The organism is Helicobacter pylori (genome assembly GCF_003638305.1).
GTDB classification, from domain to species: Bacteria; Campylobacterota; Campylobacteria; order Campylobacterales; family Helicobacteraceae; genus Helicobacter; species Helicobacter pylori_DJ.
Genome location: NZ_MVYP01000006.1, coordinates 21215 through 44155 on the forward strand (window position 1 = coordinate 21215; position 22941 = coordinate 44155).

28 protein-coding genes and 1 pseudogene are annotated in these 22941 nt (G+C 37.5%); 7 read left to right on the forward strand and 22 right to left on the reverse strand.

Annotation, left to right across the window (positions count from 1 at the left end; translation table 11 throughout):
- The first annotated feature begins 21 nt into the window (after window positions 1-21).
- A complete protein-coding gene (gene accA / locus EAL04_RS03720; protein ID WP_001029401.1) occupies window positions 22-960 on the forward strand; it encodes an acetyl-CoA carboxylase carboxyl transferase subunit alpha in 939 nt (312 codons plus the stop codon).
- A 481-nt stretch (window positions 961-1441) separates the two neighbouring features.
- Window positions 1442-1879 carry a hypothetical protein gene (locus EAL04_RS03725; protein WP_120973356.1) on the forward strand — a complete coding sequence of 146 codons (438 nt, stop codon included), beginning with the start codon at window positions 1442-1444 and terminating at the stop codon, window positions 1877-1879.
- Between the two features lie 70 nt (window positions 1880-1949).
- Here EAL04_RS03725 and EAL04_RS03730 read toward each other — a convergent pair whose 3' ends face one another.
- Genes EAL04_RS03730 through rpmE form a run of 5 tightly spaced genes read right to left on the reverse strand, consistent with a single transcriptional unit; the run spans window position 1950 to window position 5542 of the window.
- The gene (locus tag EAL04_RS03730) at window positions 1950-2771 is read right to left on the reverse strand and encodes a hypothetical protein (RefSeq protein WP_120973358.1); all 822 of its coding nucleotides are present in this window, start codon (window positions 2769-2771) and stop codon (window positions 1950-1952) included.
- Window positions 2768-3742 carry a sialidase gene (locus EAL04_RS03735; protein ID WP_120973359.1) on the reverse strand — a complete coding sequence of 325 codons (975 nt, stop codon included), beginning with the start codon at window positions 3740-3742 and terminating at the stop codon, window positions 2768-2770. The genes EAL04_RS03730 and EAL04_RS03735 overlap by 4 nt, the downstream gene beginning before the upstream one ends.
- Before the next feature lie 12 nt (window positions 3743-3754).
- A complete protein-coding gene (gene rlmB / locus EAL04_RS03740) occupies window positions 3755-4438 on the reverse strand; it encodes a 23S rRNA (guanosine(2251)-2'-O)-methyltransferase RlmB (RefSeq protein WP_120973361.1) in 684 nt (227 codons plus the stop codon).
- A 12-nt stretch (window positions 4439-4450) separates the two neighbouring features.
- Window positions 4451-5314: a 16S rRNA (cytidine(1402)-2'-O)-methyltransferase gene (gene rsmI, locus EAL04_RS03745; protein WP_120973363.1), complete on the reverse strand. Its 864-nt coding sequence runs from the start codon at window positions 5312-5314 to the stop codon at window positions 4451-4453.
- A gap of 24 nt (window positions 5315-5338) precedes the next feature.
- Window positions 5339-5542, reverse strand: coding sequence for a 50S ribosomal protein L31 (gene rpmE, locus EAL04_RS03750; RefSeq protein ID WP_000715281.1), 204 nt, complete (start codon window positions 5540-5542; stop codon window positions 5339-5341).
- A 234-nt stretch (window positions 5543-5776) separates the two neighbouring features.
- Here rpmE and rho point away from each other — a divergent pair, with 234 nt between their 5' ends.
- Window positions 5777-7093 carry a transcription termination factor Rho gene (rho, locus tag EAL04_RS03755; protein WP_001004709.1) on the forward strand — a complete coding sequence of 439 codons (1317 nt, stop codon included), beginning with the start codon at window positions 5777-5779 and terminating at the stop codon, window positions 7091-7093.
- A 39-nt stretch (window positions 7094-7132) separates the two neighbouring features.
- Complete coding sequence (murI, locus tag EAL04_RS03760) at window positions 7133-7900, forward strand: glutamate racemase (RefSeq protein ID WP_120973365.1); 768 nt, start codon at window positions 7133-7135, stop codon at window positions 7898-7900.
- A 155-nt stretch (window positions 7901-8055) separates the two neighbouring features.
- Here murI and EAL04_RS03765 read toward each other — a convergent pair whose 3' ends face one another.
- Window positions 8056-8430: an AAA domain-containing protein gene (locus EAL04_RS03765; protein ID WP_080243588.1), complete on the reverse strand. Its 375-nt coding sequence runs from the start codon at window positions 8428-8430 to the stop codon at window positions 8056-8058.
- 107 nt (window positions 8431-8537) lie between these two features.
- Here EAL04_RS03765 and EAL04_RS07975 point away from each other — a divergent pair.
- A pseudogene (locus EAL04_RS07975) lies at window positions 8538-8639 on the forward strand (RNA-guided endonuclease InsQ/TnpB family protein); the annotation flags it as partial.
- Here EAL04_RS07975 and EAL04_RS08075 read toward each other — a convergent pair.
- The 15 genes from EAL04_RS08075 to EAL04_RS03845 all read right to left on the reverse strand — a co-directional run bounded on the left by EAL04_RS08075 (window position 8596) and on the right by EAL04_RS03845 (window position 19656).
- Window positions 8596-8778, reverse strand: a complete 183-nt coding sequence (locus EAL04_RS08075) for a hypothetical protein (RefSeq protein WP_120973367.1) — start codon at window positions 8776-8778, stop codon at window positions 8596-8598. The pseudogene EAL04_RS07975 and the gene EAL04_RS08075 overlap by 44 nt on opposite strands.
- Before the next feature lie 98 nt (window positions 8779-8876).
- Window positions 8877-9548: an AAA domain-containing protein gene (locus EAL04_RS08080; protein ID WP_240454688.1), complete on the reverse strand. Its 672-nt coding sequence runs from the start codon at window positions 9546-9548 to the stop codon at window positions 8877-8879.
- The gene (locus tag EAL04_RS08085; RefSeq protein ID WP_240454690.1) at window positions 9457-10455 is read right to left on the reverse strand and encodes a hypothetical protein; all 999 of its coding nucleotides are present in this window, start codon (window positions 10453-10455) and stop codon (window positions 9457-9459) included. Before EAL04_RS08085 ends, EAL04_RS08080 begins: the two co-directional genes overlap by 92 nt.
- Before the next feature lie 56 nt (window positions 10456-10511).
- The gene (locus EAL04_RS08090; RefSeq protein WP_120973369.1) at window positions 10512-10832 is read right to left on the reverse strand and encodes a hypothetical protein; all 321 of its coding nucleotides are present in this window, start codon (window positions 10830-10832) and stop codon (window positions 10512-10514) included.
- A 42-nt stretch (window positions 10833-10874) separates the two neighbouring features.
- Complete coding sequence (locus EAL04_RS08095; protein WP_240454692.1) at window positions 10875-11201, reverse strand: hypothetical protein; 327 nt, start codon at window positions 11199-11201, stop codon at window positions 10875-10877.
- A 217-nt stretch (window positions 11202-11418) separates the two neighbouring features.
- On the reverse strand, window positions 11419-11679 hold the full coding sequence (locus tag EAL04_RS03795; RefSeq protein ID WP_240454694.1) for a hypothetical protein: 261 nt from the start codon (window positions 11677-11679) through the stop codon (window positions 11419-11421).
- Entirely contained in the window at window positions 11676-11900 is a 225-nt protein-coding gene (locus EAL04_RS03800) for a hypothetical protein (protein ID WP_120973371.1), read from the reverse strand. The genes EAL04_RS03795 and EAL04_RS03800 overlap by 4 nt, the downstream gene beginning before the upstream one ends.
- Window position 11901: 1 nt before the next feature.
- Complete coding sequence (locus EAL04_RS03805; protein ID WP_120973372.1) at window positions 11902-12435, reverse strand: hypothetical protein; 534 nt, start codon at window positions 12433-12435, stop codon at window positions 11902-11904.
- Window positions 12436-12758: 323 nt separating this feature from the next.
- Window positions 12759-13040: a helix-turn-helix domain-containing protein gene (locus EAL04_RS03815; RefSeq protein WP_120973376.1), complete on the reverse strand. Its 282-nt coding sequence runs from the start codon at window positions 13038-13040 to the stop codon at window positions 12759-12761.
- Window positions 13041-13290: 250 nt separating this feature from the next.
- Window positions 13291-14283: a cell shape-determining L,D-carboxypeptidase Csd6 gene (csd6, locus tag EAL04_RS03820; protein ID WP_120973378.1), complete on the reverse strand. Its 993-nt coding sequence runs from the start codon at window positions 14281-14283 to the stop codon at window positions 13291-13293.
- Complete coding sequence (gene era / locus EAL04_RS03825; RefSeq protein WP_162982481.1) at window positions 14280-15185, reverse strand: GTPase Era; 906 nt, start codon at window positions 15183-15185, stop codon at window positions 14280-14282. Before era ends, csd6 begins: the two co-directional genes overlap by 4 nt.
- Window positions 15185-16516, reverse strand: coding sequence for an ATP-dependent protease ATPase subunit HslU (hslU, locus tag EAL04_RS03830; protein WP_120973382.1), 1332 nt, complete (start codon window positions 16514-16516; stop codon window positions 15185-15187). Before hslU ends, era begins: the two co-directional genes overlap by 1 nt.
- On the reverse strand, window positions 16516-17058 hold the full coding sequence (gene hslV, locus EAL04_RS03835) for an ATP-dependent protease subunit HslV (RefSeq protein ID WP_101022799.1): 543 nt from the start codon (window positions 17056-17058) through the stop codon (window positions 16516-16518). Before hslV ends, hslU begins: the two co-directional genes overlap by 1 nt.
- Before the next feature lie 3 nt (window positions 17059-17061).
- Entirely contained in the window at window positions 17062-17511 is a 450-nt protein-coding gene (gene rplI / locus EAL04_RS03840; RefSeq protein WP_001880660.1) for a 50S ribosomal protein L9, read from the reverse strand.
- Between the two features lie 69 nt (window positions 17512-17580).
- A complete protein-coding gene (locus tag EAL04_RS03845) occupies window positions 17581-19656 on the reverse strand; it encodes a DUF262 and DUF1524 domain-containing protein (RefSeq protein WP_120973384.1) in 2076 nt (691 codons plus the stop codon).
- A 136-nt stretch (window positions 19657-19792) separates the two neighbouring features.
- Between EAL04_RS03845 and glnA the strand changes: the two genes are divergently transcribed.
- Window positions 19793-21238 carry a type I glutamate--ammonia ligase gene (gene glnA / locus EAL04_RS03850; RefSeq protein ID WP_120973386.1) on the forward strand — a complete coding sequence of 482 codons (1446 nt, stop codon included), beginning with the start codon at window positions 19793-19795 and terminating at the stop codon, window positions 21236-21238.
- Window positions 21239-21470: 232 nt separating this feature from the next.
- Here the strand turns inward: glnA and EAL04_RS03855 are convergent, their stop codons facing one another.
- On the reverse strand, window positions 21471-22325 hold the full coding sequence (locus tag EAL04_RS03855) for an HP0519 family Sel1-like repeat protein (protein WP_120973388.1): 855 nt from the start codon (window positions 22323-22325) through the stop codon (window positions 21471-21473).
- A 267-nt stretch (window positions 22326-22592) separates the two neighbouring features.
- Here EAL04_RS03855 and cag1 point away from each other — a divergent pair, with 267 nt between their 5' ends.
- The gene (cag1, locus tag EAL04_RS03860; RefSeq protein ID WP_021176614.1) at window positions 22593-22940 is read left to right on the forward strand and encodes a cag pathogenicity island protein Cag1; all 348 of its coding nucleotides are present in this window, start codon (window positions 22593-22595) and stop codon (window positions 22938-22940) included.
- Window position 22941: the final 1 nt, after the last annotated feature.

Genomic DNA, 22941 nt, shown 5'->3' on the forward strand with positions numbered 1-22941 from the left:
TTTACAAAGTTAGGATTTTGAATGGCCATTTATTTAGATTTTGAAAATCATATTAAAGAGATTCAAAATGAAATTGAATTAGCCCTTATTAGAGGCGATGAGGACGCTAAAGAAATCTTAGAAAAAAGATTGGATAAAGAAGTTAAAACCATTTACTCCAATCTCACAGACTTTCAAAAACTCCAATTAGCAAGACACCCTGACAGACCCTACGCTATGGATTACATTGATCTCATCTTAAAAGATAAATATGAAGTCTTTGGCGATAGGCACTATAACGATGATAAAGCGATCGTGTGCTTTATAGGGAAAATTGATAATGTCCCGGTTGTGGTGATCGGAGAAGAAAAAGGCAGAGGGACTAAAAACAAACTCTTAAGAAATTTCGGCATGCCTAACCCTTGTGGCTATCGTAAAGCTTTGAAAATGGCAAAGTTTGCTGAAAAATTTAATTTGCCTATTTTAATGCTTGTGGATACAGCCGGGGCGTATCCGGGGATTGGCGCAGAGGAAAGAGGCCAGAGTGAAGCGATCGCTAAAAACCTCCAAGAGTTCGCCTCTTTAAAAGTCCCTACTATTTCTATCATTATCGGTGAAGGGGGCAGTGGTGGCGCGCTAGCGATTGCGGTGGCAGACAAGTTGGCTATGATGGAATATTCCATTTTTAGCGTTATATCCCCAGAAGGTTGTGCGGCGATTCTTTGGGATGACCCTAGCAAGACTGAAGTGGCTATTAAAGCGATGAAAATCACGCCTAGAGATTTAAAGGAGGCGGGGCTTATTGATGATATTATTTTAGAGCCTAGCAAAGGGGCTCATAGAGACAAATTTTCAGCCGCTAACACGATCAAAGAATATTTTTTAGACGCTCTAAGGACTATCCAACAAGACCCTCATTTCCTTGACAACCGCTATCAAAAATTGATGTCGCTTGGCTCGTTTGTGGAGAGCATGAATTAGATCTATAAAAAACTTTGCCTTAATAAAATATTGATAGCTGGTTCTTTAACTTTTAAAAATTGTGTTTTTAAACTTTATTTTAAACCCATTTTCTTAAGGAGATAAGAGGGTATTTTGAAATAATTCTCCAACTAAAATCCCCCCTAAATCCATAAGACCGCTTTTAAAAATATCTCTTGATAAAATCAAGCTCTCTATTATCCAATCTTAAAAATACAATATTTTTTAGATTTGATAACCAACGCTCAATAAAAACAAAGTCAAATTTTTCACCACTTGCTATCATTTTAGAAAAAGGCGAATATTTTACATAGTTTGTAAAATAATATAAAAAATATCATTGTGTTACCAATCTGCTATCTCTATCCTTTTGTTTGAATATAAAAAGACAATCATCATGCTCAGCGTATTGAATGAAAGCATTCTTATTTTACAATACAAAAATTAGGTCTAATGGTATTTTAAAAAAGAAAGAAATCCCATGGTTATATATGAAAAAATCAAAAGCCGCTTTTCTAGGAATTGGTCTTTAAGGGATAGGGGCAGGCATTTTGCATCTGCAAGCGTGTATTTTTTCTCACTTCTTGTCATTACAGCGGTTAATAGAAGTAGTGCAGTTGCTTGGTTATTGATGCCTGAACATTTGATTTGGTGGTTTTTGATTTCTTTTAGTGGGGAATTTGTAGCAGACATGGCGTTTGGCAAAAAAAGTAAAATCCTTAAAACCCGCTTTGGAATTTCTATTGTGAGCGGCGTTTCACTATTGCTTGGCGCTTTACCAGCGCATTTATTTTTTGTATGGTTTGGTTTTATTAATTGGTGGGTTGTCTTTTTTATAGAAGCGGGAGCTGATCTATTGGTGGGTTGTATGATACAAAAGATTTTTTTTGGTAAATATTGGGTGGATCGCTATTATTAAGGCTCTTTTTTTTAAGCCTAAAAGCGGATTTTCTTATATTCCAATCAATTGGATAAGGGTTACCCCCTACTTAAGGCATCGCATCAAAAACCACGCTGATCCCATTTTTTAAAATGATAGGGTTTTTTGCATCAGTGATATGGATAAAACGCACGCCATCAAGCAAATTAAGAGCGATTTCTTGTTGTCTGTTTTCTTTAGCAATGATTTGAATGATCTTTAAGTTTTCATCATAAAAAATGATTTTGGGTTGCCACAAAGGGTTATTAGAGCTTATTTTTAAATACGCGTTTTGATTCACGCTCAGCCAGTATTTCCCGCTCGCTTCCTTAAACTCCACAGGATCGCTACTCAAAACTAAGGCTCTCGCGTTAGGGAGCTTGACTTCTTGTAAAGAAAAATCGTATTCCCACTCTTTCAAGGATATGCGCCTAATATCCACAAAATCAAAACCATGTCTCTTCATCGTTTCTATCAAAATGTTAGGGTCTAAAACATATTCCGTTTTAAGCTCGTATGAAAAAACATTCTCGCCCAAAGAGCTTTGCATTTTAATAGGCAAAACATACGAATACCCCATCATGTTCAAAGAATTATTGATGCTTTTGGCAAACGCTAGGGGATTGCTTGAAGCCTTGAAAGTGATTTTTAACATGCTTGGCTTGTCAAAATTAAAAGACAAAAGCCCGTTTTCTTTGAGAGTGTTGAGCAGTTTCAAGGAATCCAAACGCCCCATTACATAGAAAGCCTTACGATTTTTAAACAAACGCTCTAAAAAAAGCTTGTTCGTATGATAAGCTCGCTCCCCCATTAAATTCTCAATCTTATCATTTAAAGCGTCAGCGTTTAAAAGCATTCCCCCAACAATAAAAGCTAAAAAAAGGTTTTTCATTGCTGGAGTTCTTTGTATTGGGCCTCGTTGATGAGCGTTAAGCCTTTATTTGGCTCGTATAAAAACCGCCTGGTTTTGCTGTCGTTATAATCTTGTTCTTGATGGTTGTTTTTAAGACTAAGATGCCCATGCCCAAAACGCAACAACAAGCGGTGGTTTTTGGTTTCTAAAGAATAATTTTTTTTAAAAACCTTTTGAAAGGAGTTTTTTTTCTCATCCAAATCAATCACTTCTACCCAAATATCTCGTTTAGGGATGATATAAATGGTATTAGGATTTTCTTTGATCGCTTCTTTTCCTTGCTTGTCGTGTTCTGTTTGTTTTTCTTGTTTTTCTTTTGGTTTAGGCGTTGGCTCTGGCTTGTTTTCTTCTGTAGGATTAGCTTCATTGAAAGAACTCTTTTTAGTGCCGGATTTAATAGCGCTTTCTTGCTCTCTTTCTTCTTTTAAAGAAGAGCTGTTTTGAATAATAACGACCGCTAAAATAATGACAACCACCCCTAAAACGATAACAAAGGGTTTCCATTTGGAAGACTTTTTGGATAATGAAGTATTGGCTTGATTGATGCTGTAATCCAATTCAACCTTAAGGGGTTTTTTTGCTGTTTCTTCAGGGCTTGTTTCTTGATTTTTTTCTTCTCCCACGCCCTCTTTAAAAACACACACTTTGTCAAATTCTTTCATCCATGCGCTCAAATCAATTTTATACTCGCGCTCTAAAATCTGTATAAAACCCCTAGCATGCACCCTTGATAAAGACTCATAGCGTTTTTCCAAGATGGAACGGATATTTTTAGAAGCGATTTTAGTCGCCTTACAAATTTCTGCCACTCCAACTTCTTTTAAAATCTGCAAATTTTTATCTAAATTTTTAAGCGATAATTCTTCTAATGCCGCACCAGAAATATCTTTAGAAATATTTTGAACATCAGAAAGATCTAAATTTTCTAAACTTTTTTTATTCTGTTCCATTCAATTGACCACCTAGTTGATTTTATCCATTAAGATCCCTGCTGCCACGCTCACATTGAGCGAATTAAAATCCCTTCGCATCTTCACACTCAATATAGCATCCATTTTAGCAAGGATTTTTTTAGACAACCCCTCATGCTCGCTCCCCAAAAAAAGAGCGCATTTTTTTAAGGACAGATTTTCTGCTTGGCTAGAGCCTTGCATGCTCGTGCCCAAACATAAAAACCCGCTCGTTTTCAATTCATTGATTAAATCCAGCGTGTTAGGCATAACGCTAAAAGGCAAATCATACATAAGCCCCAAGCTGGATCGCACAATCCCCTCATAAGCCAATTCTTTAGCAAAATCTAAAATAACGCCATCCATTCCTAAGCAATACGCGCTCCTAAAAATCCCCCCAATATTCCCCACATCCGTAATGCCACAAAGCACCAAAAGCTTTTGAGCTTTTTTAACCTCTTTTAAAGAAGCCGCTAAGGGCAGTTCCACCTTAGCTAAAACCCCTTGATGATTCCCCCCCCTAGCCAAACTTTGCGCTTTTTTATTATCCACTTTGATGATATTAGGGCATGCTTTTTTGAGCGCGAAAAAAAACTTTTTGTCTATTTCTTTAGAAAGATAGATTTCTTGCAACTTTTCTTGATGGGAGTTTAGAATATGCATAATCACCTGCTTGCCATAAACCACTGCTTGCATGCTAAACCCCTTTTATTGATCTTTTTCTTCTAACAAACGCTGGAAATAAAGCTCTTTAGCGTTTTTTTGCGTCATAGCGGCTTCAATTTTAGCCTTAATTTTAGGAGGTAAATCCAACTCTAATAACGCCGATAGCCCCATGCAAGGCTCTATTTTTTTCTCGTTCAAAAGCACTAAAACCCACTCCCCTTGGATATTGCTTTTTTGCAACCGCTCTATGATTTGAGAAATTTCTCCCAAATAATACTGCTGGTGGAGTTTGGTAAGCTCTTTAGCCGCAAACAAATGCATGCCTTGAGCCAAATCGTTTAAATCCTTTAAAGTCTCTAACAATCGGTGCGGGCTTTCATAAAAAACCACCGGGGTTTTTTCTTCCAAATACGCTAAAGCGTTTAAAATTTTAGCGATTTTTAAGTGCCTTTCCTTACTCTTATGAGGTAAAAAGCCGGCGTAAAAAAACCGCCCTTCTAAAAACCCGCTCGCGCAAAATGCCGTAGTGAGCGCGTTAGCCCCGGGCAAAACATCGTATTGAATGTTATGTTTTAAGGCGTAAGCGACTAAACTCATGCCTGGATCGCTCAAACTTGGCATGCCCGCATCGCTCATCACAGCGATTTCTTTGTCAAAAAAAGAAAGCTCTATTTGGTTTAAAAATTCCTGATCGTTGTGCGAATGGAATGCGATAAATTCTCTTTTTTTAGCAGCGATATTAGGGAAAGAATGGCCAATAATAGGGTTTTGTGCGAGCAAGTGCAACAACCTCTTACTCACCCTTGTATCTTCGCATAAAAAAACCTCGCAACGCTCTAAAACTTCTAAGGTGCGTAGCGTAATGTCAGCGAGATTACCTATAGGAGTGGGCAAAAAATACAGCACAAAAAGCCACGCTTTTTAAAAGAATTACTTCAAGTTGTAGCGTTGCTTGAATTTCTCTACTCTCCCTGCAGTGTCAGCGATCTTATCGCTACCGGTATAGAAAGGGTGGCAAAAGCTAGAAATATCAATACGCATTTCAGACTTGGTGCTTAAAACTTCAATTTCTTTCCCGCTCGTTACGCAAGTAACTTTGCATGGGATATATTCGGGGTGAATGCCTTTTTTCATCAAGTATCCTTTGTTCTTAAATTTAAACTTAAAATTATAGCATAAGTAACAATAAATTAAAACCACTCTAAAGTTAAAATAAAATTTGACTTTGTTAAAAAAATTATGATAGCATAACGAAGCATTACGAAATTCAACGCTTGTGGCATGCGCCACTTATTAGCATCTTAGCTTTTTGTACTTTTATCTTAATTGAAACAACTAGAAACCTCTTTTTAATTAAAAGGAAATTTAATGAACGAAAACGCGCCTACGCACAAAAGTTCGCACAAAGTCAAAACGCACACGCCAGTGAGCGGTTATCACATTGAAGATTTACGCACCTACCCTACTGAAAAGCTTTTAGAAATCGCTAACAAGCTCAAAGTGGAAAACCCCCAAGAATTCAAACGACAAGACTTGATGTTTGAAATTTTAAAAACCCAAGTTACGCAAGGCGGATACATTCTTTTTACCGGGATTTTAGAAATCATGCCTGATGGCTATGGCTTTTTAAGAGGTTTTGATGGGAGTTTTTCAGACGGGCATAACGACACATATGTTAGCCCCTCTCAAATCAGGCGCTTTGCTTTAAGGAATGGCGATATTGTTACCGGTCAAGTGCGATCCCCTAAAGACCAGGAAAAATACTACGCCCTTTTAAAAATAGAAGCCATCAATTATTTGCCTTCAGATGAGATTAAAAACCGCCCTTTGTTTGACAATCTAACCCCCCTATTCCCTGATGAACAAATCAAATTAGAATACGAACCCACTAAAGTTACCGGCAGAATGCTGGATTTATTCAGCCCTGTGGGGAAAGGTCAAAGGGCTTTGATCGTCGCGCCACCAAGGACTGGGAAAACGGAGCTGATGAAAGAACTCGCCCAAGGCATCACTTCTAACCACCCTGAAGTGGAGCTGATTATCCTTTTAGTGGATGAGCGCCCTGAAGAAGTTACGGATATGCAGCGAAGCGTTAAGGGTCAAGTTTTTAGCTCCACTTTTGATTTGCCAGCCAATAACCACATAAGAATCGCTGAATTAGTCTTAGAAAGGGCTAAAAGGCGAGTGGAAATGGGCAAAGATGTGGTGGTTTTATTGGATTCTATCACCCGTTTAGCAAGGGCGTATAACGCCGTAACGCCCTCAAGCGGTAAGGTTTTAAGCGGAGGCGTGGATGCGAACGCCTTGCACAGGCCCAAGCGCTTTTTTGGGGCCGCAAGGAATATTGAAGAAGGCGGGAGCTTGACGATTATCGCTACGGCGTTGATTGAAACGGGATCTAGAATGGATGAGGTGATTTTTGAAGAATTTAAAGGCACCGGGAATAGCGAAATCGTTTTAGCGAGGAATATTGCGGACAGGCGCATTTACCCGGCCTTTGATATTTTAAAATCCGGCACACGAAAAGATAATATCTTGCTTGGCAAAGACCGCTTGACTAAAGTGTGGGTTTTAAGGAATGTGATGCAACAAATGGACGACATAGAAGCCTTAAGCTTTGTGTATTCTAAAATGCAACAAACTAAGGACAATGAAGAATTTTTAAATTTAATGAATGAAAAATAAAATCCCTCATTAAAATCCCATTAAATTAAAAATAGTGGCATGAAAATAGGCGTTTTTGATAGCGGTGTGGGAGGGTTCAGCGTTTTAAAAAGCCTTTTAAAAGCGCGATTGTTTGATGAAATCATCTATTATGGCGATAGCGCTAGAGTGCCTTATGGCACTAAAGACCCCACCACGATCAAGCAATTTGGCTTAGAGGCTTTGGATTTTTTCAAACCGCATGAGATTGAATTATTGATTGTGGCATGCAACACGGCGAGCGCTCTGGCTTTAGAAGAGATGCAAAAGCATTCTAAAATCCCTATTGTGGGCGTGATTGAGCCAAGCATTTTAGCGATCAAACGGCAAGTGGAAGATAAAAACGCCCCTATTTTAGTGCTAGGGACAAAAGCGACGATTCAATCTAACGCTTATGATAACGCCCTGAAACAACAAGGCTATTTGAATGTTTCGCATTTAGCCACTTCCCTTTTTGTGCCTTTGATTGAAGAAAGTATTTTAGAGGGCGAATTGTTAGAAACTTGCATGCGTTATTATTTCACTCCATTAGAGATTTTACCTGAAGTGATTATTTTAGGTTGCACGCATTTTCCCTTGATCGCTCAAAAAATTGAGGGCTATTTCATGGGGTATTTTGCCCTTCCAACGCCCCCCCTACTCATCCATTCGGGCGATGCTATTGTAGAATATTTGCAACAAAAATACGCCCTTAAAAGCAATGCGTGCACATTCCCTAAAGTGGAATTTCATGCGAGCGGTGATGTGATCTGGCTAGAAAAACAAGCTAAAGAATGGCTCAAATTGTAACGCTAATAAAAATTTAGGGTTAAATAACTCAATTCCCAAAAAGGGCTATCTCTCACACTATAAGGGTATTGTGTTGATTATAAAGCGCTTTAGAGAGATCCATGAAAGCGTTTTGAAGCGAAGAATATCTAATGGCTATCTTTGGAAAAGATTACCTATCTACAGACTTGCAAAATAGCGCTAAAGATATTGTTCTTATCGCTTCGTAAATTCTCAAAGAAAGACTTTTTACCCACAAAAATGAGATTTTCTTTTGCCCTAGAAATAGCTACATTCAAGCGTTTAGAATCTAGCAAGAAAGAAAGATTACCACAAGTTTTCACGGTGGAATAAATAATAATATCTGCCTCCTCGCCTTGAAAGGCATCCACAGTGTCTATTTTGAGCTCATCAAAATTCTTGAAGCCGTATTTTTCCACTTCTGATCGCAAGCGTCTTTTTTGGGCATTATAAGGTGTGATAATTCCTATGGTTTTTCTGATTTTTCTTTGGTTAAGAGCGCGATCGATTTGCTCTAAAAGCTCTATGATTTTTTGAACTTGATCTTTGTTATAGCTACTTGTTTTTTCTAGTTGATGCTCTCTTTATAACCCTTAATTAATTTTCGCACTATAGCACGAACCCACTAACACAATCAAATTTAATTTTAAGCAAAGGGTTAAGTTTTTTTGGGGTAGGAAATATCCATGCAGACTTTAAAGAACAAAGCCTTTCGTTAGTATCTGTCGGGATATTTTAAGGTGAAGTGCCCAACCGCTAAAGACGATTGGGCTTCCTAGGCTGATGTTGCCCGTAGGGAGAGTTTGGTTCTCACTCTGTGTCCCTATAGTAGGGATTTTACAGAGTTTGAGCTCCAACGCATTCCCTACAGGTCTCACACATCATATCTCCAAAGGCGTAACTTTGCACGCTTCCTGCGCTAGATACGAATGTATGGGGATATGATACCATGAATTGGTAGCATTCATCACAAACACTAAAGATACTTGGGATTTCTGCTAAGGAGTATTAAAAGTTGTTTGATGTCATTATCAATATCTCTAAAATCCTTGTCTTTTATACACTCATGCCATTTGTTCATATAGTGGTGCAACCTAGCATTTTTGGTTGCATTTATTGAATTCTGTTTTATCTTTTTTTCTATCTTTTCTTTATAAGATGACCACCAGTTTTCTAAAACATAGGGCTTAATGTTTTCATATTGCACCTTATCTTCTTTACCGATGTGCACTATTGATCTAATACTCTGCTGTTGCAAGCCGTTCAAAACATTGTCCACGGCTATATTTTGCTGAGAAATGATACATACTTTGGCAAAATGGCTAGCGTTGAGAATTTGAAACACAATTTCTTTAATCACGGTTGTTTTGCCCGCTCCCGGTGGACCTTGGATTAAAAAGATATTCTTTTCATTGAGAGCTTTTAAGACAATTTCTTTCTGATTTTTTGTTAGTTGCTGATTATAAAACTTCTCAAGGCGTATGCCAAGGGGGGGTATAAAAATTATCTTTGGATCGAGCAAGAAACGCTTGAGATCTTGATTGACAATCTCGTTTTTATTGAACCGTTCTAAAGCTTTTTTTTTGCCGCTCCAAAGGGGCAATATAATCCGTTCTAAGAAACAAGAAACCTTTTTGCGGGAATTCAACTTCTTGCGGGAATGTAACACCCAGAGGTTTAAATTCTATACAGATCTCTTTATTAGTTTTATCAATTCCGCCGATCACTTTGCCTATTCTTTGGACTGCTTTTTCACCCACGAAACCATCCACTTTCGCTTCGATCGCACTCTCTATTTTCTCTATTTTAGGATCAGTAGTTTTAAAAGTATATTGATGATTTTTCTGCGTATAAGATTGATAAGCCACTTGAGTGTAAGAATTGGTTTGAATTTGGTGCTTGATGATTTGTTGCCATTTTTTAAAGGGATCATCCTCAGGTGCTTGATATTGGCTTAAACGCATCTGAGTTTGAATATAGACTAGCATGTCTTCCATACCCACACCGCTTGCTACCGCTAATTCATCGTAACGCCCTTTCTCTTTCTCATACACAAAAGTGATGCCTCGCTCTAGGGGAAAAATTTTATCGTTGAATTTTTCAGTGAAATTTTCAGGCAGTTTTCTAACCTCTTGCAATACGAGATAATTAGGAGTGGTGCGGCATTTTAGCATCAGATGAGCGATTCCCAAGATTAAAACATTCTTTTGATAATCTAACACGGAATAATTAAGATTGAAGTCATTAAAAATATAAACATATTTTAAAATTTGAGATCCCAGTCGGTCATTAAAGAGCATAATCACATCCATGTGTTTGGGTTCTGACTCTTTTTCAGCAATGAATACACTTTTTAGCAAGCTGTCATAATTTGTTACCCACACCTTGAGAGTATCCCTTGGTGTGTACTTTTTATGTTTAAATTCCTTGTATGCAATGGGCAGTGAAAGTTGTATCCCATGAAACAAACACTTGGTTATTTTCCAATCAATTGCATTCTCATACATGGGCGACACTTCAAAAACGCTCTCTTCTAAAATGTGTTTATAGAGCAAACCTTTACACAAGCTAGCTTTGAAAAATCTGTTGTCTTCTTTATTTTGCCGTGTGATTAAAATATAAAATTCCTCTTAAGAGTTATAAGAATCCCATAACTTTTTTCATGTTCTCCAGATTCCAAACTTAGGCGTTGCCCATAAATATTGCTTTCTTCATCTCCATCATGTGCATAGATTTCACTTTTATTGACACAAGCAAGTTTTCCAACATAAAGAAAGTCTTGAGGCAAGAGATAGTTTGGCTCCATAGTTTGGATATGCTTTAAAATTTCATCTATGGCGCATTCTTTTTTCTTTATCCAGTTTTGAGTATTATTGATAAAGTGCCAAGCCCTGTCAATTTTTTCTTGTCTTTCATCCATCCACTCTTGCATTTTAACGGCATTCTTTGGGTTATTAGATTACGATTCATCACGCTATTCTTCAAATTGTTCTAATGCCTCTTGATGTTTCTCAATATCCTTTTCATTCTCTTTGACCTTTTGCTTTAATTTTTTAATCTCACCCAAATCGCTTTTAAGGCGTTTTTCTTTCTCTTGTAATTGAGTTTTTAAACAAGACAAATAATCCAAATAAGCTAAAGCGCGGCGTTGCGCGTCTTCAAAGCGGTTGTAATATATTTGCAGTGCATGTTTTGCTGTATGGGTAGAGGTTTCATTTCTTGTTGGATTTGCTCTAAGAACAGCCTCTAATTGCGTGGGTGTCTCTTTCTTTTCTTGTTGTAATCTTTCAATTTCTTGCAAATAGCGTTGGATAATATTGAGACAATGGTCTGCAATCTTTAGGGTTTGTTGGTGTTTGTGGCGTTTTTTAGCCTGTTGCGCTTTGTGCGTGTAGTCCTTAATATCTTTTTTGAGCGTGTTTTGGCGTTCTTTTTCTTTTTCGGTTTCAACATCAAAAAAAACGCTAACGCTCCAAAACCAACTGCTAGGATAGCCCCACCCACAATAAAGGGTAGCATTAATTCACCTTAGATGTTAATGCAAGCAAAGCTTGTTGGTAATGAATCAGTTGCGCATGCAATCCATCCACCATTTGGTGTTCCCCATGTTCGCAGATTAAAAATTGATTCAGCGAATCAATCTTATTGATGATGCCTTGCATTATTTCTAAACGCTTCATGTCTTTTTCATGCTCATTGGAGAGTCTGAGCATTTCTTGTTCATGCATCTTATTGAGTGCTGTTATATCTCTTTGGAATTCAGCGATCTTTTCTTTCAATCTGTTGTTCTGTTGTTTGAAGCTATAATCTCTTGATTTGCTTGTATTTCTACTTGTTTAGTCTTTTCTTGCTCTTTGCTAATTTCTTTCTGGGCATTGATCGCTGATGAAATCAAGTCTTTAGAAGCAGTTACCAACTTTAACATATCTGATAAAGAGAGATTGTCAAGGAAACCCCCTTTAGAGTTTCCTTTTGGTGTGGGTAAATTAACGCTTTTCATATTAACCTCCTATAAAGTTTAAAAACGCTTGGCAATGCGCTGTGAGCGCTTCATGGTATTGTTGGTGCAAGGCTACAATTCTTTGGGCATTGTCATAAGGGAATTTTTTCTCGTATTCATCTAAATGCTCCTTGATGCATTTTAAAACCATAAAGCTGTTTTCATAAGCTAATTTAAGCAGATGCATTTTATCCGCATTCTTGCGTATTCTAGCATCTATCTTTTCTAAGTCTTGGGCAAGCTGTAATCTGAGCTTCTGTTTGTCTAATCTTAATTCTATCAAAAGATTTTCATATTGTTTTCTTAAAGTATTGCGTATTTTTTCTAGTTGTTTGGTCTGCTCTTTAGCGGTACGATATTGGCCATAAGAATGGATCATATCAGCCAAACTAATCACCACATCCACACAGACTAAGACCGGACTCACTTTAGCAATTCCTTTTACTCCATAGCGTATGGCACTATAGATGATTTTTGTGTTGCGCATACCACATGCAAAACGCCCATCGGTTTTAAAGAGATCGATGCTTATCATAGTTGCTTGCAGAGTGTTTCTATCTCTATAAAACACTCTTGCTCCCCATGGACTGCACGAGCATATGTTTTCCCTTCGATTTTTGTAGGTGCTAGCACTTTTGGATTGATTTTAAAAACTAAAAACCGCTCTACTTTCTTTGGTTCTAAACGCACCCTGATCTCATCTGAAACATCTTTGAAGTCTTTCGCATTATCCAATAAGCGCAATACCCGATCAATATCCTTGCGCACATTATAAAGTTCCTCAAATTCTTGTAGGCTTAAATCTTCTCCTGCGATGAGCCACCCACAGGAACGATCTGTTAGCTCTTGGCGTTCACGCTATCTTTTTATTTTTTCTCTCGCTGCATTTTCTAAAAACACCACCCGATTTGTGCGATTAAATTTGTTGATTTCATCATGTAATTTTAAAATGTTGCACCCATAAGCGCTGATCTTGTGTTTTTCATTGATAAAACCCCGCTTTACTAAAAAGTCTAGGTGCTTTTGAATGGTCATAGAATCAATCTCTGTAACTTGCGATAAATCACTAAGATTTAATCCATCCCCAAAAGCATGCAAGCAAAATAGAGTGAATTCCCCTATATCTTCAATTCTTTCCAAACAAAAAACTTAGCTTATATCCCCAATATGGAATACTCACATCTACAAAACCAGTGCCATGCTTCATCCTTATAACTCCTAAAATCCTCTATTCATAATTCTAATTAATGTTTCTTAATCATTTGTTATTTTTAAAGCTTCATTCTCTTTTTCACTCTGTAAAGTTGCACGATTATTTCTAATGCCAATGACTTTGGCTTCCATTACTTTGTCTTTATGGTGGCTTGACTTTTTAGTACCTATCCCTAGCTTATTTTTCCATTATGATAGACACTTGATTGTTTTCAATCTCTATATAGAGTTCTTTTTGAGAATTGGAGCTATAAGAGAGTTTGTTTTGCTGGTAGGCTTTGTAATCTTGGTCAAACGCCACATAAAACAAGCGTTTGTTTTGGGAGTTGGGGTAAGGGATCACATTGATAGAAGAAAAAGCGATATTCTTTTTTTCGTTTTTCGCAAACACCCTTTTTTTATACTCTTTAAAAGCGTTGAATTTCATGCCGTCATAGCGAGTGAAATTGGGGCTATAAAAACGCATGTAGCGTTCAAAATCGCCCCTAGCCCAAGCTTCTTTCCATTGAAAAAGGGAGCTTAAAATCATGCTCAATTCTTCTTTGGTGCTGGGGAAAAACTTGTCTTCATAGGTGATGAGGAACGCTTTTTCGCCTTTTAATACCTTATCATAAGAGCTTAGAATAGGGTTTTCAATCGCAATGCAACCCTTGGTGTTCAATTCATTCCTATCGCCATTTAAAGGCATTCCATGCACCCAAATGCCATGCCCGGTGCGCTTTTTCAAGGTGTCATACAAATTAGGGTAATTCGTTACAAAAGCCAAAACGCCATAATATTGATCCAAACGCTCTAATTTCTGCGTGATACGATACACTCCAATAGGCGTGGCCAAATCGCCCTCTAAAGTTTTATCGCCCTTTTTAGAGCCTACAAGGGCTTTAGAGCTGTTGATTTTTTTAAGCATGTTATTTTCTATCTCATAAAACTCCAAACTGGGCTTGGATTTATCAGCCACAAATAAAAACTGCTTGTTTTGATAATAGCCAAAATCCGTATCCTTATTTTGAAGCTCTTCTGCCCAAAAAGATTTATCTGCTAAATAAGAATCCAATTTTTGACCCACCACTTCCAAGCCTTGTTTTTGATAAAGGCGCATGATTTCTAACAAACGATCACTAGCATTCAATCCCACAAACCCCATTAACAGAGCCGGTAATATTTTTTTCAATCCCTATTCCTTTGATAGATATAACCCAGTTTTTGCAAGCTCTTTTCTTCCTTGCTCCATGATTTTTGGGCGATCACTTGCAAGTTTAAAAAAACCTTTTTTTCGCCCACTTCTTGCATTTTTAATCGCGCGTTAGTCCCGATGCGTTTGATATTCACCCCGTTTTTGCCTATCACGATTTTTTTTTGGCTTTCTTTTTCTACGATAATACGCGCATACACCTTGTCTATGCGTTCTTCTTCTATAAATTGATCAATCATCACATCGCTTTCATAAGGGATTTCATCGCTCAAAAAATCAAACAAACTCTCCCTAATGATTTCCTTATAAATATCGCACATTTTTTCATCGCTCATCAAATCCTTTTCAAAAAGCCATGCGCTAGGGCTTAAATGCTTGCTGATGCATTCTAAAAGCGCGTTTAAATTTTGAGATTTTTTCGCGCTCAAAGGCACTAGAGCTAAAAATTGCGAAGCGTATTTTTGATACTCTTGTAATTTTTGCAAAACTTGCCTATGCGTGGCCATATCAATCTTACTCAAAGCCAAGATATGGGGTTTTTGGCACAAACTCAAAAACTCTTCATAGCCTTTTAAATCATCATGCACAGAAGCTAAAAAGACACACAATTCAGCATCGCCCATCGCTTTTAAAGCCTGTGAGAGCATGCACTGGTTGAGTAATTTTTCTTGATGATGGAGCCCTGGTGTGTCTAAAAAAATGATTTGGCTCTCATACCCTTCTTTGTCTTTAAAAGGCACGATGCATTTCATTAATTTTCTTGTCGCATTAGCCTTATGCGAAACGAGAGCTAAATGAGCGTTTAATAAAGTGTTTAAAAGAGTGCTTTTTCCAGCGTTTGGTTTGCCTATAAGAGCTACAAAGCCCGCCTTAGTTTTCATTATAAAATATACTTCACTAAATTTTCATCAGCCACTAAATCCTCTAGCTTGGATTGAACCAATTCTTTAGTGATAGTAACCTTTTGCCCAAAATAATCCTCCGCTTCAAAACTAATGTCTTCTAGCACTTTTTCAATGGTGGTGTGCAACCTTCTAGCGCCTATGTCTTCGCTTTTTTGATTGGCGTTATAAGAAAGTTTGGCTAACTCTTTGATCGCATCGTCTTCAAACGCAATTTCTACGCCCTCCACTTTTAAAAGGGCTTGGTATTGCTTGATGATAGAGGTTTTAGTTTGGGTTAAAATCATATACATGATTTCTTCGGTTAAATTCTCTAACTCCACCCTTAAAGGGAAACGCCCCTGCAATTCAGGGATCAAATCGCTTGGTTTAGAAAGATGAAAAGCCCCTGCTGCAATGAATAAAATATGCTCTGTCTTAATAGAGCCATACTTCGTATTCACCACACTCCCCTCTACAATCGGCAACAAATCCCTTTGAACCCCCTCTTTACTGGGATCTTGACGGCTTCCTTCTTTAGAGCTGACAGCGATCTTATCAATTTCATCAATAAAAATCACCCCTGAACTTTCCGCGCGCTTCAAACCCTCCATTTTAATGGCTTCGCCATCTAAAAGCGTGTCGCTGATTTCTGCTTTTAGGGCTTCTTTAGCCTCTTTAACGCTTAAGGTTTTTTTGACTTTATCCTGTTCTTTATGGAAAACTTTAATCAAGTTTTCTTGAACCCTTAAAATTTCAGGCGGCACATTAGAATCAATCTCTATACTTTTTTTACGCACTTCAATTTCAATTTCTCTACTATCCAACTCGCCTTGCGCGATCCTTTGTTGCATTTTTAAAAGGCTGTTAGCGTATTCTTGTTTTTTTTCTTCGCTCACGCCACTAGGCAAGGGGGGCAGGAGTTTTTTAGCGATTTTTTCTATAACCGCCTCTTCAATCTTGTCTTTTAATCTTTCTTTATGCTCATTTTCCACTAAAAGCACGCTGTTATTGACCAAATCCCTTACCATAGACTCCACATCGCGCCCCACAAAACCCACTTCTGTGTATTTGCTCGCTTCCACTTTCACAAAGGGGAGTTCCATGATTTTTGCTATTCTTCTTGCGATTTCCGTTTTACCCACGCCAGTAGAGCCAATCATTAAAATGTTTTTAGGCGTGATTTCTTCTTGTAAGGATTTTTCCAGTTGCAAACGCCTGTAACGATTCCTAAAAGCGATAGCGATAGACTTTTTAGCTTCCTTTTGCCCAATGATGTATTCATCCAAATAAGCGACAATTTCTCTTGGGGTCATATTCAATTTAGACATTAAAGCTCCAAAATTTTAATATTCGTGTTCGTGTAAATACAAAGATCCCCTGCGATTTTTAAGGACTCTTCTACAAGTTTTCTAGGCTCTAAATGAGCGAAATGATCCAAAGCCCTAGCCGCGCTCAAAGCAAAATTCCCCCCACTCCCAATAGCAGCGATCTTATTGTCTTCAGCTTCTAAAACATCGCCTGTGCCGCTCAAAATAAAAATGTGATCGAAGTTTAAAACGATCATCATCGCTTCCAATCGGCGCAAATACTTGTCTTTGCGCCATTCTTTGCTGAAATCCACCACGCTTTTAAACAAATCTCCCTTTTTGCTCTCTAAAATGCGTTCAAACATATCAAACAAACTAAAAGCGTCCGCCGTGCTTCCGGCAAACCCGCTTAAAACCTGGTTATGATACAAGCTTCTGATTTTTGTCGCATTGGCTTTGACTACGCAATTACCCAAAGTTACTTGCCCATCGCCTCCAATGAACGCGAACTTTTTATTATCAAATTCCCCTCTATAGCCCAAAATCGTCGTCGCTTCAAACATTTTCTACTCAGCCACCACATCAATTTTAAACGCACCCGCAATCCCCGATCCAAGCTTGACTTCAATCTCATAAATCCCTGTGCTTTTAATCGGGTGTTTGAGCTCAATGTCTTTTTTATCTAAATTTAAACTCGCATGCTGCTCTTTCAAACGCTCTGTGATCTCTTCTTTAGTGATCGCTCCAAATAAAGAGCCGTTCGCGCCGACTTTTTTATGGATAGTCAGCGTGATGGTTTGTAAGGTTTCTACCATTTGCAATTTTTGTGCCTTTTCTAGGGCTTCTTTTTCCGCTTTCTTTTTAACTTCGGCTTTGTATTTGTTGATCACTTCGTTAGTGGCGAGTTTGGCTTTTTGGTTAGCGATTAGAAAGTTATTCCCATAGCCATCTTTAACCTCACACACTTCACCCGCTTTGCCTAAATTTTTCACATCTTCTAGTAATAGAACCTTCATTACATCCCCTTTAAGTTGTAAGTAATTTGTAATTATACTCTTTATTTTAATAAGTTGGGTTTTTATTGCCTATTTACCACCCATCTGTTTTTCTAAAGCCTGTTTGATCAATCCCAAACAATAAGGGATATTTTCTTTTGTTTCTAGCTCTACTTCCATGTTTCCAACGCATGGACGACCGATATTAGAAACATCTCTGATTTTTAGTTTTTCCTTTATTTCATCTTGCAATTCATTCAAGTTCATTTTTAAATACAATTTTAAGCCTTTTTCTTGCACAACAATATCCACAAAACTTATTTTACAAAACTTATAAGCTATATATTGTTGATTAAATTTTTCAGTTATCCTTTCATCAAGAGCTTTAATCCCTTTTCTTAAAATATCAAACAATTCCCTTGAATTAGGGCTAAACTTATAAGAGCTTAAATCATAAACCTTTTTTGCTTTCTTAGATTTATATTCCTCTAATGTTTCAAGGTCTAGCTTTGGGTAAGTCCAAATCTTTAAAGCCCAATCCGCCAAATCACTAGCTCTTTTTTCAATCTCTTTTTCGCCAAAAGATTCTAAATTTTTTAAACCCTGATTGAGTCTCAACGGGCTTTGTTTAAAGCCCTTCTCCACATCTCTTTTTTCTTGGAAAGGCTTGTTACTATACTTCTCGTTATAACCGGTTAGAGTGAGATTCCCTATTGTGTGGAGGTATTTATCGTGTATTGCTTGAAAATTTTCACCCAAATCCCTTTCCCATTCTTCTGTGAGGGTTTGAGGCATGATGTGTTCTATACTGCATTTTTGAGTATTGACCGGCTCTTTTGTGTCAAAATTTTCTAACCTTTCAAGAAAGTATCTAATTTCCTTTTTTTTCTTTGGAAGTTCTTTCGTAATCAAAGAATCTCTAAAGTCAGAATCTTTAGGAAATTTTCCTGTCGTCGTTTCCAATAATAAAAAATGCGCTTTCATGCTTTCAAGATATTGATTTTTATCAATCTTTTTTGTAAAAGAGGGAAAGATTTTATTGAGACCATTTGATCCAAACCCACACACCGCCCTTCTGCAAAGATAGCTCTCTGTTAAAGCGATAATAGGGGTAAAATCCTGCTTGGATAAAACGCCATCGCTATAATCGCTATAAAGCTCCAATAATAGCGGATACACCACATCCATTTCCAAATCTACAAGAAAACTTAAAGCCTTGTTTAAATCTTTATCGGCTTCTTTTTTGAATGCAATCTGGCAAAAATACCCGCAATATTTTTGCAAATCTTTCAATAAATCCTCTATTTCTATCCCCTCTTTTTGCTGGTAATGCTTGAAAGCTTCATAAACTCTTTTCTCTTTGGGAATCTTTCCTGTTTTGATCGTGAGGTAATGCCGGACAAACCGATCAAACAATTTTTCATTTTGTTTAAAATCCTCCTCCATAGCCCTCCAATATTGATTATAAAAATCTTCTTGTTTTTCACCCTCTGTTTCCATTACGATATAGTTTCTGATCAAATCCGCTTGCGTGAGTTCGATACCTTTTGAGTTCATGCTCTCAAAAATAAGTTGAGGATCATCTCCTTTTTCTAAAGCAATCCAAACTATCATGAGTTTTTTTAATCCTTTAAAAATCGTTTCTAGTTTGTCGGTGTTTTCACTGATCCATTTTTCAAACAATTCAAAATTTTCCACTATTTTTACCGAAGGCTCGCTCGGCTTTCTTTTGTTTTTATCAATCAAAGACAACAAGGTGTCTTTATCAGACTCTGATAAGATGAGTCTGAATTTCTTATCGCCGTCCTTATCGCTGTTGATAAGATAGCTCTCTATTTTTTTACGCGAAAATTTTTCCAAAATTTCAACTTCATCGCTTGAGTGATTTTTTAAAGCGATGAGTAAAAGCGTGATGGTGGTGAGCCTTTGTTGGCCGTCAATGATGAGTAATGGGCTAGATGGCGTATTACCATCTAGCACATACAAAATAGAACCGATAAAATGCCCGTTCATTTTATCATTTCCGCCAATTTTTATAATATCATCCCATAATTGTTCGCATTGTTCCTTTTTCCAACTATACAACCTCTGATAGATAGGAATGACAAATTGATTGTTTTGATTTTCTTCAAAAAATCTTAATAGTGTGGCTTCTTTTGCTTCCATAATACACTCCTTGATTTAGCGGATTTTACCGCATGCATCTTAATCAAACTTGATACAAATTCTACTTTTTTTACCCCATAAATGCTATAATCACCCCTATCAATCAAACTCAATTCATAATAATTAAAGGTGGTTAATGATAGTAAGAACTCAAAATAGTGAAAGCAAGATCAAAGAGTTTTTTGAATTTTGCAAAGAAAATGAAGTGGAATTTGTGGATTTTAGATTCAGCGATATTAAAGGCACTTGGAATCATATCGCTTATTCTTTTGGGGCTTTAACGCATGGCATGTTTAAAGAAGGGATTCCTTTTGATGCGAGCTCTTTTAAAGGCTGGCAAGGCATTGAACACTCTGATATGATTTTAACCCCTGATTTGGTGCGTTATTTCATTGACCCTTTTAGCGCGGATGTGAGCGCGGTCGTGTTTTGCGATGTGTATGATGTGTATAAAAACCAGCCTTATGAAAAATGCCCTAGAAGTATCGCTAAAAAAGCCTTACAACATTTAAAAGATTCAGGTTTGGGCGATGTGGCTTATTTTGGTGCAGAGAATGAATTTTTTATCTTTGATTCCATTAAGATTAAAGACGCTTCCAATTCCCAATACTATGAAGTGGATAGCGAAGAGGGCGAATGGAATAGGGATAAAAGCTTTGAAAACGGCGTGAATTTTGGGCATAGACCGGGCAAGCAAGGGGGCTATATGCCTGTGCCGCCAACGGATACGATGATGGATATTCGCACAGAAATCGTGAAAGTCTTAAACCAAGTGGGGCTAGAAACTTTTGTCGTCCATCATGAAGTCGCGCAAGCGCAAGGCGAAGTGGGCGTGAAATTTGGGGATTTAGTGGAAGCGGCTGACAATGTCCAAAAACTCAAGTATGTGGTTAAAATGGTCGCTCATTTAAACGGGAAAACGGCTACTTTCATGCCAAAACCCCTATATGGGGATAACGGGAGCGGGATGCACACCCATGTGAGCGTTTGGAAAAACAACGAAAACCTTTTTAGTGGCGAAACTTACAAGGGCTTGAGTGAGTTTGCCTTGCATTTTTTAGGGGGTGTGTTGCACCACGCTAGAGGGTTAGCCGCTTTCACTAACGCTTCCACTAACTCTTATAAACGCCTAATTCCTGGATATGAAGCCCCATCCATTTTAACCTATTCGGCTAATAACAGGAGCGCGAGCGTGCGCATCCCTTATGGGATTTCTAAAAACAGCACAAGGTTTGAATTCAGGTTTCCTGACAGCTCATCAAACCCCTACTTGGCTTTTGGGGCTATTTTAATGGCGGGCATTGATGGCATTAAAAATAAAATGGATCCCGGCGAAGCGATGGACATTAACCTTTTCAAGCTAACTTTGGACGAAATCAGAGAAAAAGGCATCAAACAAATGCCCCACACTTTAAGGAGATCGTTAGAAGAAATGCTAGCCGATAAGCAGTATTTAAAAGAGGGTCAGGTCTTTAGCGAAGAATTTATCCAGGCCTATCAGTCTCTTAAATTCCATTCTGAAGTGTTCCCATGGGAGAGTAAACCCCATCCTTTTGAATTTATCACCACTTATTCATGCTAAAACAATGAGTGGGTTCATAAATCCCACTCTAAAAATTTAGAATGAGGCAAAAATACCTTGTTCTTAAAAAGAGTGGTTGAAAGAATTTATTTTCTTTGCTTTTTAGTTTTGTTCTAATAGGGTATTGATCGTAAAATTTAAAAAATAGCTTAAAGGCATTTTTTAAGATTAAAGCAAAGAACTTGATTTTAGCCAAGTGATAGTAAAGATTAGGTAAGTGTATTTTCTAAAACTACAGAGCTTCCATGGCTTTTTCATAGCCAAATTCTGCGGATTTTTGCAGGAATTTTTTAGCCATGTCCTTTTTCTTTCTAGTGCCAAGCCCTTCTTTATAAGCGATCCCAATCCTATAAAGGATCTCCCCCATTTGTTGTTTGAGTAAAATAATATTGCTTGAAATTTCAGCAATGTCTTCCCAAAGAAGTGTCTTATCTTTGATTTGAGTGGATTTCTTAACAAGTATTCCAAACTTATTTCCAAATTTTATAGGATTCGCGCTCAAACCTGAAAGATCAATGAATCGCGATCCAATAAGCATACTAGTGAACGCAAGGTTTGGTAATCTAAAATTGTTAGCAAAATAATTTGTGCTTTTATTAGAAAACATGCGAACCACATGCCTGTAAGTCTTAAGCGCTTGTTTCAAATCCTTTTTCATCCCTAAGCCTTCTGCTTGCATGCGTCCTAAAATAAGAGCGCCCCCTAACAACCCGCTCCCATACCCTTTGATAGCGTTTTGTGCATAGAATTGCGCTTTTTTGTAATCCACTTTCACGCCCTTTCCCTCCAAATACATTTTGGCTAAATAAACGCTGCCAAGCCCAATGCTGTATTCTTGTGCCAATTTAAAATCTTTAAAGGCTTGTTTGTATTGGCCTTGATTAAAATGGTCTAAACCATTTTCAAAATAATATGTCTTATGATTTCGTGCAATTTCATCCCACTGATTTCGCGCCCTTTCATCCCAATCATCACTGATGCTAATATATTCATCAGCTATACAAAGTGAAAACGGCAACAATAAAACTAGTAAAAGCAATAAAGGCTTTAAAAAAGAGAGGGTGGTGCGATAAAAATCTTTAAACATGTCAAGTCCTTTTACAATTTGAGCCATTCTTTAGCTTGTTTTTCTAGCCAGATCACAAGCGAACTTTCAAAGCAATTTGAATGGATAGTAGCAAGCTTAATCAATCTAACTTAAACGCTTCATTCTATCAAATCATCTCTTTTTTAGACTACAAACAACAGCATAATGGCAACAAGCAATAGGGAGATGGTTTCATATTTTTTGCTATAATAACATGAATTTGTTTCATAGTAACAAATTGAGAATATACCTTATGGAGGTAACACTATGGCTGACACAATCAATACAACTGAAACAACCCATGAAACAAAGAAACCAAACGCTTTTGTAAATTTTTTCAAAAACAATTTGACTGATAAGCGTTATGATTCATTAGGTCTCATTGGAGCAGGGGTTTTATGTTGTGTCTTGAGCGGTGCTATGGGGATTGTTGGGATAATCTTTGTCGCAATAGGAATCTTTTTGTCTTTTTCTAATATCAACTTAGTGAAATTAGTTGAAAAATTGTCCAAAAAACAACCTAAAGCGGCAACAACTGTCAATAACGAAACCCAAAAATCTCAAGCAACAAGCGTTACCAACGGACCAACTGAAGCTAAAGAGACTAAAGACTGAG